The organism is Agromyces sp. Y558 (assembly GCF_059445415.1).
Genome location: NZ_JCAIUH010000001.1, coordinates 2,456,586 through 2,470,042 on the forward strand (window position 1 = coordinate 2,456,586; position 13,457 = coordinate 2,470,042).

The window sequence follows — 13,457 nt, forward strand, 5'->3', positions numbered from 1 at the left end:
CGGTCAGCTTCGAGCGACGATCCGCGCCCGCGCGAGGAGTAGGTGGATCTGGCACCCCAAGCAGAAGTCGAACGCGGCGTTGAGGAACGCCGCGACGAACGCGATCGCCGCGGCGATCGGCACCGCGTTCGGCAGGCCGAGAAGGGACAGGATGACTCCGGCGACCGCGACGGCGAAGCCGATGCCCTGCGCGAACGTCGGCGGACGCGGATCTTCGAGCTCGATCGGCGGTGCGAGTCGCGGACGCACGATCTTCGCGAAGATCAGGCCGAACGGGTGCCGCCGGATGCCGGCGAACGCACCCCACGCGAACAGCAGCGTGATCGCCACGAGCAGCCAGAACGCCGCGTCGGTCGCGCCGGCGACGGCAAGCACCACGGTGATGAGCAGCAAGGTCGCGGTGATCGCGGCCCCGAAGCGCGGGCCGCGAGGGTCGATGCCCTGGGTGCCGCGGGCGGATGCCGCGGCTCCGGCGGGCGCCGACTTGTCGGCGGACGCCGTCGTTGGGTCAGTGTGAGATGGCACTGCTGCACCTCAGGAGCTCGTCGAGTCGTTCCCGCACCGCCGCGGCACGTGGCAGGCCGGTGATGCGCGCGCGGATCGCGCCTTCGCCGTCGAGCATGAGGGTCGTGGGGGTTTCGGTCACCCGGAAGCGGCCGGCGAGGTCGGGCCGATGTGTGAGATCGACGACGATGTGGGCTGCGCCTTCGTGCTCATGCGCGATCTGCCCGAGCAGACGGCCCGTCGCCGGGCAGCGAGCGCAGAACTCGGTCGAGAACTGCACGAGGGTGGCGCGTTCGCCGAACGCCTCGACACCGAGCTCGCCCGGTCGGACCGTGTCGCCCGATCCCTGCCGGGTGCCGCCCTGCCGCGAGCGCCACGCGAGACCGGCCGTCGTCGCGGCCACGAGCAGCGCGGCGGCCGTCGCGAGGGCGGTGAGCCAATCCATGTGGTTGAGCGTACGCAGCAGCCGGTGCGCCCGGGTGCGTGTGACCGAGGATGACGGTGGCTCGCGGCATCCGCTCATCTACTGGCCCGCCTCAGCCCTGTTGTCGCCGGCCCGCGTTAGCCTTGATGGGATGGCCGAGACGATTCCCACACCGTACGAAGACCTGCTGCGCGACGTGCTCGAGCACGGCACGGTCAAGACCGACCGCACGGGCACCGGCACGCGCAGCGTGTTCGGGCGCCAGTTGCGGTTCGACCTCGCGGCGGGCTTCCCGCTCGTGACCACCAAACGCGTGCACTTCAAGTCGATCGCCTACGAACTGCTGTGGTTCCTGCAGGGCTCATCGAACGTCGGCTGGTTGCGCGATCACGGTGTCACCATCTGGGACGAATGGGCCGATGCCGCGGGCGAACTCGGCCCCGTGTACGGCGTGCAGTGGCGTTCGTGGCCGACGCCGTCGGGTGAGACGATCGACCAGATCTCGCAGGTGATCGAGCAGATCCGCACGAACCCCGACTCGCGCCGCCTCATCGTCTCGGCGTGGAACCCGGCCGACATTCCCGACATGGCACTCGCGCCATGCCATGCCCTGTTCCAGTTCTACGTCGCCGACGGCAAGCTCTCGTGCCAGCTGTACCAGCGCAGCGCCGACCTCTTCCTCGGTGTGCCCTTCAATATCGCCTCCTACGCGTTGCTCACGCACATGGTCGCTGCGCAGACCGGCCTCGAGGTCGGCGACTTCGTCTGGACCGGCGGCGACTGCCACATCTACGACAACCACGTCGAGCAGGTGAAGCTCCAGCTCGAGCGCGAGCCCTTCGCGCCGCCGACGTTGCGGTTCGCGCGCACCCCCGACTCGATCTTCGACTACGAGTTCGACGACTTCATCGTCGAGGGCTACCAGCACCACCCGCCGATCCGCGCCGCTGTCGCGGTATGAGCGAAGCGGATGCCGCGTCGGCCTCGAGTGCCGCGAACGCGGACGCGACCGCGGATGCCGGCGCCGATGCGCTTGGCGCGACGCGCATCGGGCTGATCTGGGCTGAAGCTCGCGGCGGAGTCATCGGTGCAGGCGGGGTGATGCCCTGGCACCTGCCCGAAGACCTCGCGCATTTCAAGGCGCTGACGCTCGGCAACCCGGTCGTGATGGGCCGCAAGACCTGGGACTCGCTCCCGCCGAGGTTCCGGCCGCTCGCCGGGCGGGCGAACCTCGTGGTGACGCGCGACGAGGTGTGGGTCGCAGACGGTGCCCGCCGGGCCGGGTCCGTCGATGAAGCGCTCGCGCTCGCCGAACGCGAGCTCGAGGCATCCGCTGCCGATGTCGACCGACGCATCTGGGTCATCGGCGGGGCCGAGATCTACCGGCAGACCATCGACCGGGCCGACCGGCTCGAGGTCACCCGCATCGAGGCTGACGTCGCCGGTGACGCGCTCGCCCCGCCGATCGACGGATCGTGGCGGTTGCTCGCCGCTGACCCGGCCGACGGCGCGCACACCTCCCGCACCGGCCTCGCCTACCGCTTCCTCACCTACACCCGCGACTGACCCGTGCCCGTTCGCGAGCATGCCCGCCATGCCCGCCCTGCGTGCCCGCTGCTTGTGCGCTCCATGTGCGTTTCGCGAGTTGCACGATGAATCTGCCGGCGCGCCCGGCCGCGGCGGCGTGGCGAACGAATCGTCGTGCGACTCGTGCACCCACTCCTCCTCCACACTCGACGATCCGGTCGCTTCGTCCACCGTCCTCGAATCTCGGGGTGCTGGTCGCGCCGGTCGCGCCAGGCTCCTCGCATGCCGATTCCCGCTGCCACGATTCGCCGACACTGCTTCGATCTCGGCGGGGTGGCTCGCACATCGGAGCTTGCCGCGCTCGGCGTCGATGCGCACTCGCTCCGCGTAGCGGTTCGAAACGGTGAGGTCGTCCGGTTGCGCGAGGGCGTGTACGCCGTGCCTGATCTTCCGCACGACGTGCAGACGGCGATCCGCCACGGTGGCCTGCTCGGCTGTCTGAGCCGAGTGCGCGCGGCCGGCCTGTGGATCCTGAGCGAGCCGGATGCCGCGCACGTCGCGATGTCGCCCACTGGTCGACGACGTCGGCACGACGGATGCGTCTGCGTCACGCACTGGGCGGCTTCGACGGTGAATGGCGGAATGACAGGACTCGCTGACGCGCTGGTACAGCTGCTCGGATGCCGCGGCGGCGAAGAGTTCTTCGTCGCGCTCGAATCGGCGATGCGGAAACGATTTCTGACTCGCGCGTCACTCGCTCGGATCCGGAGTCGGATCCCGGCCGTGCACCGTTGGCTCGTCGATTTCGCACGGTGGAACGCCGACAGCGGACTCGAGTCCGTTCTCCGGCTGCGACTCCACGCCCATGGGATAGACCTCGTCTCTCAAGTCGAGATCCCGGGTGTCGGCCGGGTGGATTTCGTGCTGGGCGATCGGCTCATCCTCGAGGTCGATGGCAAACGCAATCACGTCGATGGCTTCGACGCGGCTGCGATGGTGGAGAACGTGGAGAACTTGGAGAACGCTGCGGCGCGGGCAGCCGCGGTCTCGAAACGACACAAGGACCTCGTTCGAGACACGGTCGCAGCGGCACACGGCTTCGACACGCTGCGCTTCGACTACGCGCTCATCGTGCACGACTGGCCGATCGTCGAGGCTGCGATCCTCGCCAAGGTCGACCGCGGTCTGCATTTGCGTTCACGAGTCGCACGACGATTCCCCTGACTCGCCGCTGCTCGACGGTGTGGCGCGCAATCCTTCGTGCAACTCGTGCACGCGGAGGGCGGACGGCAGGCGGCGGAGGGCGAACGGCAGAGACGGAGGTGGAGGCCGCGGAGGGCGCGGCGAAGGGCGGAGGGCGCGGGCGGAGGGCAGTGACCCGCGCCACAGAGCTGACCCGATACGCTGGAGGGCGTGACTTCTGAGAATCCCTTCGGACAAGTGCTCGTCGCGCTCGTCACGCCGATGACGGCAGACGGCGAGGTCGATTGGCCCGGGGTCGAGAAGCACATCGACGACGTCATCTCGGCGGGAGCCGACGGCATCGTCGTCACGGGAACCACGGGCGAGACCTCCACGCTCACCGACCCCGAGAAGATCCGCCTCGTCGAAGTCGGCAAAGATGTCGCCGCGGGGCGCGCGAAGATCATCACGGGCGGCGGCTCGAACGAGACCGCGCACGCCATCGAGCTCTACAAGCACAGCGAGCAGGCCGGCGCCGACGGCATCATGATCGTCACGCCGTACTACAACAAGCCGACGCAGGCGGGCATCCTCACCCACTTCCGTCTCGTTGCCGATGCCACCGACCTGCCGGTCATCCTCTACGACATCCCGGCTCGCACCGGCGTACCCATCATGTACGAGACGATCCTGCGGCTCGCCAAGCACCCGAACATCCTCGCCGTGAAAGACGCCAAGGGCGACTTCTCCGAGGTGAGCCGGGTGCTGAACCAGACCGACCTCATGTACTTCTCGGGTGACGACGCCAACGTGCTGCCGCATCTCTCGATCGGCGCGACCGGGCTCATCGGCATCACGGCGAACGTCGCACCGGCGCCCTATCGGCAGATGATCGACGCCGTGAACGCCGGCGACCTGGCTCTGGCGACAGCTGCGCACCAGCAGCTCGAACCGCTCGTGCGCGCCGTTATGACGCACGTGCCGGGCACCGTCGCCGCGAAGTACATCCTGCACGGTCTCGGCCGCATCGGCAGCCCGCGTGTGCGGTTGCCGCTCGTCGGTCCCGAAGAGTGGGAGGCCGCCCTCATTGAAGACGAGATCGCCCACGTGCAGGGCATTCCCGGCGCCGATTTCCACAACTTCCGCCCCGACCGCAACGCTGCCGCCGGCGGTGCGTTGCCGAAGGTGGCGGGCACCACGCGCTAGTCGCACGCACGAGTTCGCTCGCGCAATGAGACATCCGCGGCCCTGAATGGTCGCACCGAACTGAACACCGCAACAGAAGGAGGGCTCATGCCCGACGTCGTCATCGATCCTGCCCCGCTCGAGGCAGGAACGCTCCGCATCATCCCCATCGGCGGCCTTGGGGAGGTCGGCCGCAACATGACCAGCTACGAGATCGACGGCAAGATCCTCATCGTCGACTGCGGCGTGCTGTTCCCTGAAGAGCACCAGCCGGGCGTCGACCTGATCCTGCCCGACTTCGGCTTCCTCAAGGATCGCGTCGACGACATCGTGGGCGTCGTGCTGACGCACGGTCACGAAGACCACATCGGCGCTGTACCGTACCTGCTGAGGCTCCGGGGGGACATCCCGCTGCTCGGGTCGACGCTCACGCTCGCGCTCATCGAGGCGAAGCTCAAGGAGCACCGCATCAAGCCGTACACACTGACGGTGAAAGAGGGCGACCACGAGCAGATCGGCCCGTTCCGGCTCGAGTTCATCGCCGTGAACCACTCGATCCCCGACGCGCTCGCCGTCGCGATCAAGACCGACGGCGGCACGGTGCTCGCCACCGGCGACTTCAAGATGGACCAGCTGCCCCTCGACGGTCGGCTCACCGACCTGCGCGAGTTCGCGCGGCTCGGTGAAGAGGGCGTCGACGTCTTCATGGTCGATTCCACGAACGCGGATGTCCCGGGCTTCACGCCGCTCGAACGCTCGATCGGCCCCGTGCTCGACGAGGTCATCAATCGTGCCCCTCGCCGCGTCATCGTCGCGAGCTTCTCGAGCCACGTGCACCGTGTGCAGCAGGTGCTCGACGCCGCGTGGGCCAATCACCGTCGCGTGGCCTTCCTCGGCCGCAGCATGGTGCGCAACATGACGATCGCCGCTGAGCTCGGCTACCTGAAGGTGCCCGAGGGCGTGCTCATCGACTACAAGAAGGCCGGCAACATCCCCGACGATCAGATCGTCTTCATGTCGACCGGGTCGCAGGGCGAGCCGATGGCCGTGCTCTCGCGCATGGCGAATCGCGACCATCAGATCGAGATCGGTGAGGGCGACACGGTCATCCTGGCCTCCAGCCTGATCCCGGGCAACGAGAACGCGGTGTACCGCGTCATCGACGGGCTCACGAAGCTCGGTGCGAACGTCGTGCACAAGGCGAACGCGAAGGTGCACGTCTCGGGCCACGCCGCGGCCGGCGAACTGCTCTACTGCTACAACATCCTGAAGCCGAAGAACGTGCTGCCGATCCACGGCGAGTACCGCCACCTCTTTGCCAACGCGAAGCTCGCTCAAGACACTGGCATCCCCGCGAAGAACACCTTCATCGGCGAGAACGGCTCGGTCTACGACCTGCGCGACGGGGTACTGCGGGTCGTCGGTCAGCTCGACCTCGGCTTCGTCTACGTCGACGGCTCGACGGTCGGCGAAATCACCGACGCCGACCTGAAAGACCGTCGCATCCTCGCCGAGGAGGGCTTCATCTCGGTCATCGTCGTGGTCGATGCGTCGACCGGCCGGGTCATCACCGGGCCCGAGATCCACGCGCGCGGTTTCGCCGAAGACGCTTCGGTGTTCGACGACGTCAAGCCGAAGATCATCGAGGCGCTCGCCGAGGCGGCGCAGAGCGGTGTTCGTGACTCGCACGCGCTCTCGCAGATCCTGCGCCGCGTGCTCGGCGGCTGGGTGAACCGTCGCCTTCGCCGTCGGCCCATGCTCGTGCCGCTCGTCATCGAGGCGTAGCCCTGCGAGGCACGCTCGTCGTCGGGGCGGTCGCCGGGGCGAGGCTCGGCGACGGCCGACGACGGCCGCCGATGACGGGCGCGTCGGCGACCGCGTCGCCCCGCCCCGAGTCCTCTCCTGGCGCCGTCGCTGGCGCTCAGCACAGTCGGCCTGCTCGTGGCCGCGATCACGACTGCCCCGGCGCGCTCCTGCTTCCGGCGGCGGCCCTGATGCTCGTGGGTCGATGCGCACGGTCGCGGCGGCGTCGGCCCGGCCCGCGGCATCCGCTCGGTTCGGCTCTCGTCGCATCGGTCGTCGATAGCGGCGGCCTGAGCATCGGGGATGACCCCGATTCCTCCCTGAGAGGGATTCCGCGGTGCGCTCCGACTCCCTAGGGTGGTGGAGATGCCCGGCGGCCCCTACGGCTGGGCCACCCGACGAAGGAGTGCCGTGGGCATCTGGCGCAAGTGGATCTTCCCGACCGTTCGAGTCGTGCTGGTGGCGGTGATCGCGATTGCACTCGCGAAGCTCGCATTCTTCCCCGATCGGGCCGAGGCCGACGCTGAGGCGATCTCGCCCACGGGCACGGTGTCGGAGCCGCAGGCCGTCGTGGCACGCGGTTCCATCGCGAACGACGTCGTGCTCACCGGCACCGTGAACGCGGATGCCTCGGCGCCCGTCAAGGCGACGGGCACCGGCATGGTCGACGAGGTCTTCGTGACGGCGGGGCAGCAGGTCGCCGCGGGACAGGAGATCTTCGACATCAAGGTCGAGGATCCGATCGAACCGGTCGAGTCGACGGGCCCCGACGGCCTGCCGACGGTCACGGTGCCGCGTGCGAGCTTCCACTTCGAGAAGGTGCTGGCGCCGACGGCGGGCGTGCTCTCCTCCCTCGACGTCATCGCGGGCCAACCGGTCGCCACGGGGGATGTCGCGGGCCAAGTCGCCCCGCCGAGCTTCAACGTGACGGCGACGCTGAGTCCCGAACAGCAGTATCGGCTCACGAGTGCGCCGACAGAGGCGGCCGTGACCATCGCGGGCGGTCCGGCGCCCTTCACGTGCGGCGGCCTCGTAATCTCGACGCCGCTGTCGGGCGCCGGCAGCAGCCCGGCCGGCTCGGGCGCGGGTGCGTCCGGTGGCGCTGGTGCGGGTACCGGCGGCGAGGCATCCGGCGGCACGGCCGTGCGCTGCACCGTGCCCGGCGACGTGCGTGTCTTCCCCGGCCTCTCCGCCCAGGTCAAGATTTCAGCAGGCAGCGCCGATGACGTGCTCGTCGTTCCGATCACCGCGGTCGAGGGCGGCGCCGAGACCGGAGTGGTGTGGCTTGTGACGCCCGACGGCGAGCGCCTCGAGCAGCCCGTGCGCCTCGGCCTGAGCGACGGCAGCCAGGTCGAGGTTGTCGAAGGCGTCGCCGAGGGCGATGAGGTGCTGCAGTTCGTGCCCGGTGCGCCAGGCGAGAGCGGCGGCGAGGGCTGCGTGCAGACGCCCGACGGCATGATGACGTGCGGAACCGTCACGAAATGACGCTCGTCGAAGCACACGGCGTCGGCCGAACGGTGGAGCTCGCCGACGGGCATCCGCTCACTATCCTCTCCGGCGTCGACTTGACTGTCTCCGAAGGAGACCGAGTCTCGATCGTCGGTCGCTCGGGGTCGGGCAAGTCGACCTTTCTGAACCTCCTCGGCCTCCTCGACACGCCGACCGACGGCGAGCTCGCGTTCCTCGGGCACGACATGCGGCGCATCGGCAGCGGCGTGCGCGATCGGTTGCGCGGGCGCGAGATCGGCTTCGTGTTCCAGCAGTTCAACCTGCTGCCGGGTCGCACGGCTCTCGAGAACGTGCAGACGCCGCTGCTGTATTCGGGCGGGCGCGAGTTCTGGCATCGCGAGCGCATCGCCCGCGACATGCTCGAGCGCGTCGGACTGGGGGAGCGGTTGTCGACGAAGCCCGAGCGGCTGTCGGGCGGCGAGCAGCAGCGAGTGGCCATCGCCCGTGCGCTCGTGCGCCGACCGCGGCTGATCCTCGCCGACGAGCCGACCGGTGCCCTCGACCTCGAGACCGGCGCCGAGGTGATGGCGCTCATCGAATCCGTTGCCGCCGAGACCGGTGCAGCCCTGGTGACGATCACGCATGACCCCGCGATCGCCGCGCGTGCCAACCGGCACTTCCGGCTCGTCAGTGGGCGACTCGAGACGACGGATGCCTCGGCTGAGGCATCCCTCGCGCAGGAGGTGCGCGGGGCGCACCCCGTGGTCGCGGCATCCGATCGCCCGAATCCCGTCGCCGATCCCGTCGCCGATCACGGCGCTGTCGAAGCCGAGGCGGTCGCATGACCGGCTGGCTGGCGCGCACGGCAACGGGCGTGGTGAGCACGGTCGTCGAGGCTCTCGAAGAACTGCGCATCCACCGTGGCCGCGTGCTGCTCTCGCTCATCGGCGTCGCCGTCGCCGTGTGCGCGCTCTCGACCGTGGTCGCCGCGGCGGCGATCGCCGAGCAGGCGGGCCGTGAGATGCAGGAGCGCTATGGCGGTCGACCCGCGACCATGTCCCTGAACATCAGCTCGGCGGGCGGCGCTGTCGACACCGAGGCGGCGGCCGTCGCGTGGCAGATCGCGCTCGACCGGCACGAGGTCGACTATGCGAGCCGCTCGGGTTGGGGCGGTCTCACTGTGCAGTTCGTCGACGGCGCCGTGCCGGTGCAGATGCAGGTCGTCGATCCCGACTACGGCATCATGCACCGCGTGCGCCTGATGGAGGGCGCCTGGTTCTCCGAGCGCGATGCCGATCGCCTCGCACCGGCGGTCATCGTGAACGAGGCCTTCTGGAAACGGCTCGGGAGCCCGTCGCTGGCCACCCATCCGACGGTCGAACTGATCGGGAAGGGCCAGACCACGGGCGTGATCATCGGCGTCACCCCCGCTATGAACGAGTGGGACACGGAGCCGAACGGGTTCATCCTGACCGACGCCTTCCTCCCGCTGCAGTCCGCGACGCCCGATCCGATGATGGGCGAGTACATGCCGGCGTACGAGATGTGGGTTCCCGACGGCTCGGCCGACGAGCTCACCGAGTCGATGAAGCGAGCCTTCACCTCCGAGTTGGGCGAAGGCGCGACGGTCGACGGATGGCGCAGCGACTACGCCGCGCAAGAGGGCGACCCGTTCCTGGCGATCAAGCTCCTCGTCACCGGGGTGGCGGTCGTGATCCTGTTGCTGGGTGCGCTCGGCCTGCTGACGATCGCGCTCGTGACCGTACGCGGCCGCATCAGAGAGATCGGCGTGCGGCGCTCCTTCGGTGCGACCGCTGGGAGGGTGTTCTTCTCCGTGCTCATGGAGACCGTGGTCGGCACCTTCGTCGCGGGCGTCGTCGGCGTCGGCGTGGCCATCGCGCTCGTGCGCAGCCCGCTCATGGGCATGGTGCTGGGTGGTGCCGAGGTGGAGGATCTGCCCGGATTCCCGATCGAGGCGGCACTCATCGGCATCGGTGCAGCGGTCGCGGTCGGCGCGCTCGCGGGTCTACTGCCGGCGCTCGGCGCGGTGCGGGTGAAGGTCATCGACGCGATCCGGTTCTGAGGGTTCTGCGGGTTCTGCGGGTACTGAGGGTTCGGAGGGCTCCGAAGGTGTCGATGGAATCGAGGGCTCCGGGTTGAGGCTGCGAAACACGGCCGTAACGTCGAACGCGCACGATCCGCGCATGGCGGCATTCGCCGTGCGTCCGGCCGTCTCGAGTGACGGCTCGTTCCTCGCCGACATGGTGGTCGAAGCGGCGAACTGGCGGTCGGGAGGCACCCACCCGAGGACGACCGTGCTCGCCGATCCGGTCTACCGGGGTACATCGCCGGTTGGCAGCGCCTTCCCAGGCGCAGGATGCGCGTCGCGGATCGCGAACACTCGCGTCCGGCTGACACCCGGCGGGGGCGCGCGGCCGTAGCCTTATGGGCATGGCTACGAGCACCAGGTCGAACGGCCGTGCCTCGGGCACGTCTTCGCGTGCTTCGAGTTCGCGCACGGCGCCCACGAAGAAGCTGCCCGCGGCGAGCACTCGTGCCGCCGCGTCGAAGAAGGCGCCCCAGACGCCCGAGAGACCGAACGTGGTCGTGCGCGCGTGGATGGGACTCGCTCACCTGACCGGCGGCGCCGCCCGCGCACTCGGACCCGAGACGCTCTCGAAAGAGGAGCGGCGCGACGGTCTGCCGTTCTTCATCGTCGTGCTCGCAATCGCCGGTGCGGTCGTCGAGTGGTTCTTCATCAACGACCCCATCGCGCAGGTGCTCGATTCGTGGACGTTCGGCGGCTTGTTCGGCCGCGTCGCGTTCGCTCTGCCCGTCGTCATGCTGCTCTTCGCCGTGTGGCTTTTCCGGCACCCGAGCTCCGTGCATGACAACACCCGTATCGGCATCGGCCTCGGCCTGCTGCTCCTCACGGTCTCCGCGCTCTGCCACCTCTTCGGCGGCCTGCCCGAGCCCCGTGAGGGCATGGCCGTGCTCGCCCGCGCCGGCGGCATCCTCGGCTGGATGGTTGCGGCTCCGCTCACAGCGCTCATCACGCAGGCCGGGGCCACGGCCGTCGTCATCGTGCTCCTCCTGCTGGCGCTGCTGATCATCACGAAGACGCCGCCGAATCGTATTCCGGCGCGGTTCCGCGAGCTCTACGAGTGGCTCTTCGGGGCGACTCACGACGAACCGGTGACCGAAGTCGGCCCGAAGCCGTCGCGTCGCGATCGCAAGAAGGCCGTGCAGACCGAACTGTCGGGCATCGACGCGCTCGACGCAGACGGCGAAGAGCCGGGTCGCGGCGGCCTCGTGCCGTGGTGGCGTCGCAACGATTCGAATCGCGAAGAGGACCCGTCGTTCGAAGCGCCAGGCATGGAAGGCCTCACCGAGGTCTTCGGCGCTGGTTCCGCCGCCGGCAGCTTCGAGACGCCGCTCGAGGGCGTGGCCGCTCCGAGCAGCTACGACACCGAAGTACTCGGCGACCTCGAGCGTGCCGAGTCGGCCCTGCAGGGCTTCACGGGCGACGTGCCGCGCGGCGGCACCGGCCTTCGCGGTGACGACGCAGGGGCGACGAACGTGCTCGCGGTCTTCGACGAGGTCGATGCGGGCGACGCCGTCGCTCCCGCGGCGGCAGGCGCGGAGCCCTCGCAATTCGAGCCGGAAGCGGCTGCCGAACCGGATCGCCCGTACCACCTGCCCGCATCCTCGAGCCTGGCTGCCGGTCCGCCCCCGAAGTCGCGCTCTCAGGCCAACGACGACGTCGTGCGCCAGATCACCGCGGTGCTCGACCAGTTCGGCGTCGATGCGAAGGTCACCGGCTTCTCGCGCGGGCCGACCGTCACGCAGTACGAGATCGAGCTCGGCCCGGGCGTCAAGGTCGAGCGGGTCACCGCGCTCTCGAAGAACCTCGCCTACTCGGTCGCCTCGAACGAGGTGCGCATCCTCTCGCCGATCCCAGGCAAGAGTGCGATCGGCGTCGAGATCCCGAACGCAGACCGCGAGACCGTCACCCTCGGCGATGTACTGCGCTCCGGCGCGGCCGTCAATGCGAAGCACCCCATGACGATCGGTGTCGGCAAAGACGTCGGCGGCGGCTACGTCGTCGCGAACCTCGCCAAGATGCCGCACCTGCTCGTCGCCGGCTCAACGGGCTCGGGCAAGTCGAGCTTCGTCAACTCGATGATCACGTCGCTGCTCATGCGCGCGAAGCCCTCAGATGTACGCATGGTGCTGATCGACCCGAAGCGCGTCGAGCTCGCACCGTACGCGGGCGTGCCTCACCTGATCACGCCCATCATCACGAATCCGAAGAAGGCTGCAGAGGCGCTGTCGTGGGTCGTGAAAGAGATGGACATGCGCTACGACGATCTCGCGTCGTTCGGCTTCCGTCACATCGACGACTTCAACAAGGCCGTCGTCAACGAAGAGATCGTGTTGCCCGCCGGTTCAGAGCGGAAGCTCAAGCCCTACCCCTACCTGCTCGTTGTGGTCGACGAGCTCGCCGACCTCATGATGGTCGCGCCCCGAGACGTCGAGGAATCGATCGTGCGAATCACCCAGCTCGCGCGCGCTTCGGGAATTCACCTCGTGCTCGCGACCCAGCGACCGTCTGTGGACGTCGTGACGGGTCTCATCAAGGCGAACGTGCCGTCGCGCCTCGCGTTCGCGGTCACGAGCGTGACCGACTCCCGCGTCATCCTCGACCAGCCGGGCGCAGACAAGCTCATCGGTCAGGGCGACGCGCTGTTCCTGCCGATGGGTGCCTCGAAGTCGATCCGCGTGCAGGGCGCCTGGGTCACCGAGGCCGAGATCGAGAAGGTCGTCAAGCACGTCACCCGGCAGGCGCGGCCGGAGTACCGGCAGGATGTCGCGGCATCCGTCGAGCGTAAACAGATCGACTCCGACATCGGCGACGACCTCGAGCTGCTGCTCGCGGCGGCCGAGCTCGTGGTGTCGACGCAGTTCGGTTCGACCTCGATGCTGCAGCGCAAGTTGCGCGTGGGCTTCGCGAAGGCCGGCCGCCTCATGGACCTGCTGGAGTCGCGCGAGATCGTCGGCCCCTCCGAGGGGTCGAAGGCGCGCGACGTGCTGGTGACCGTCGAGCAACTGGCCGACGTGCTCGCGCGGCTCCGAGGCGAAGAACCAGCCGGCGCGCCGGCTCCGCGCGCCGCGGCACCGGCCGCAATCGCGGCTCAGGCTCAGGCTCCAGCGGCGCAGACTGGTCCGCTCGGCGACGGCATCGCCCCGACCGAGGCCTACGATGCGCCCGACGCCCGGTACGACGATCCCGTCGCCCGCATGAGCGAAGGTCGCGCAGAGGTCGACGGAGACGTCGACGAAGACGCTTGGGGCCTCACCGGGCGCGACTGAGCTCGGCCCG

12 protein-coding genes are annotated in these 13,457 nt (G+C 69.1%); 10 read left to right on the plus strand and 2 right to left on the minus strand.

Annotated elements, in window-relative coordinates; all coding sequences use genetic code 11:
• Positions 1 to 3: 3 nt before the first annotated feature.
• Together AC1C2T_RS11455 and AC1C2T_RS11460 are read right to left on the minus strand one after the other, a co-directional pair.
• Positions 4 to 438, minus strand: coding sequence for a DUF4395 domain-containing protein (locus tag AC1C2T_RS11455; protein ID WP_495385420.1), 435 nt, complete (start codon positions 436 to 438; stop codon positions 4 to 6).
• Positions 439 to 508: 70 nt separating this feature from the next.
• The gene (locus tag AC1C2T_RS11460) at positions 509 to 949 is read right to left on the minus strand and encodes a thioredoxin family protein (protein ID WP_495385330.1); all 441 of its coding nucleotides are present in this window, start codon (positions 947 to 949) and stop codon (positions 509 to 511) included.
• Positions 950 to 1,079: 130 nt separating this feature from the next.
• On the opposite strand from AC1C2T_RS11460, the gene AC1C2T_RS11465 reads away from it, so the two are divergent.
• From AC1C2T_RS11465 to AC1C2T_RS11510, 10 genes are all read left to right on the plus strand, one after another.
• Positions 1,080 to 1,889: a thymidylate synthase gene (locus AC1C2T_RS11465; RefSeq protein ID WP_495385331.1), complete on the plus strand. Its 810-nt coding sequence runs from the start codon at positions 1,080 to 1,082 to the stop codon at positions 1,887 to 1,889.
• A complete protein-coding gene (locus tag AC1C2T_RS11470) occupies positions 1,886 to 2,494 on the plus strand; it encodes a dihydrofolate reductase (protein WP_495385332.1) in 609 nt (202 codons plus the stop codon). Before AC1C2T_RS11465 ends, AC1C2T_RS11470 begins: the two co-directional genes overlap by 4 nt.
• Before the next feature lie 243 nt (positions 2,495 to 2,737).
• A complete protein-coding gene (locus AC1C2T_RS11475) occupies positions 2,738 to 3,679 on the plus strand; it encodes a type IV toxin-antitoxin system AbiEi family antitoxin domain-containing protein (RefSeq protein WP_495385333.1) in 942 nt (313 codons plus the stop codon).
• A gap of 189 nt (positions 3,680 to 3,868) precedes the next feature.
• Positions 3,869 to 4,843: a 4-hydroxy-tetrahydrodipicolinate synthase gene (dapA, locus tag AC1C2T_RS11480; RefSeq protein WP_495362688.1), complete on the plus strand. Its 975-nt coding sequence runs from the start codon at positions 3,869 to 3,871 to the stop codon at positions 4,841 to 4,843.
• Between the two features lie 87 nt (positions 4,844 to 4,930).
• Complete coding sequence (locus AC1C2T_RS11485; RefSeq protein ID WP_495385334.1) at positions 4,931 to 6,607, plus strand: ribonuclease J; 1,677 nt, start codon at positions 4,931 to 4,933, stop codon at positions 6,605 to 6,607.
• A gap of 384 nt (positions 6,608 to 6,991) precedes the next feature.
• Positions 6,992 to 8,110, plus strand: a complete 1,119-nt coding sequence (locus AC1C2T_RS11490; protein ID WP_495385335.1) for an efflux RND transporter periplasmic adaptor subunit — start codon at positions 6,992 to 6,994, stop codon at positions 8,108 to 8,110.
• Positions 8,107 to 8,919, plus strand: a complete 813-nt coding sequence (locus AC1C2T_RS11495) for an ABC transporter ATP-binding protein (protein ID WP_495385336.1) — start codon at positions 8,107 to 8,109, stop codon at positions 8,917 to 8,919. Before AC1C2T_RS11490 ends, AC1C2T_RS11495 begins: the two co-directional genes overlap by 4 nt.
• Positions 8,916 to 10,157 carry an ABC transporter permease gene (locus AC1C2T_RS11500; protein WP_495362692.1) on the plus strand — a complete coding sequence of 414 codons (1,242 nt, stop codon included), beginning with the start codon at positions 8,916 to 8,918 and terminating at the stop codon, positions 10,155 to 10,157. Before AC1C2T_RS11495 ends, AC1C2T_RS11500 begins: the two co-directional genes overlap by 4 nt.
• A gap of 121 nt (positions 10,158 to 10,278) precedes the next feature.
• Positions 10,279 to 10,515, plus strand: coding sequence for a hypothetical protein (locus tag AC1C2T_RS11505; protein WP_495385337.1), 237 nt, complete (start codon positions 10,279 to 10,281; stop codon positions 10,513 to 10,515).
• Positions 10,516 to 10,519: 4 nt separating this feature from the next.
• Positions 10,520 to 13,447, plus strand: a complete 2,928-nt coding sequence (locus AC1C2T_RS11510; protein ID WP_495385338.1) for an FtsK/SpoIIIE family DNA translocase — start codon at positions 10,520 to 10,522, stop codon at positions 13,445 to 13,447.
• Positions 13,448 to 13,457 lie beyond the last annotated feature (10 nt).

Coding starts and splice junctions, on each gene's coding strand:
- AC1C2T_RS11485 (WP_495385334.1), top strand. CDS start 4,931: ATGCCCGACGTCGTCATCGATCCTGCCCCGCTCGAGGCAGGAACGCTC.
- AC1C2T_RS11490 (WP_495385335.1), top strand. CDS start 6,992: ATGCCCGGCGGCCCCTACGGCTGGGCCACCCGACGAAGGAGTGCCGTG.
- AC1C2T_RS11465 (WP_495385331.1), top strand. CDS start 1,080: ATGGCCGAGACGATTCCCACACCGTACGAAGACCTGCTGCGCGACGTG.
- AC1C2T_RS11475 (WP_495385333.1), top strand. CDS start 2,738: ATGCCGATTCCCGCTGCCACGATTCGCCGACACTGCTTCGATCTCGGC.
- AC1C2T_RS11500 (WP_495362692.1), top strand. CDS start 8,916: ATGACCGGCTGGCTGGCGCGCACGGCAACGGGCGTGGTGAGCACGGTC.
- AC1C2T_RS11470 (WP_495385332.1), top strand. CDS start 1,886: ATGAGCGAAGCGGATGCCGCGTCGGCCTCGAGTGCCGCGAACGCGGAC.
- AC1C2T_RS11460 (WP_495385330.1), bottom strand. CDS start 949: ATGGATTGGCTCACCGCCCTCGCGACGGCCGCCGCGCTGCTCGTGGCC.
- AC1C2T_RS11510 (WP_495385338.1), top strand. CDS start 10,520: ATGGGCATGGCTACGAGCACCAGGTCGAACGGCCGTGCCTCGGGCACG.
- AC1C2T_RS11505 (WP_495385337.1), top strand. CDS start 10,279: ATGGCGGCATTCGCCGTGCGTCCGGCCGTCTCGAGTGACGGCTCGTTC.
- AC1C2T_RS11495 (WP_495385336.1), top strand. CDS start 8,107: ATGACGCTCGTCGAAGCACACGGCGTCGGCCGAACGGTGGAGCTCGCC.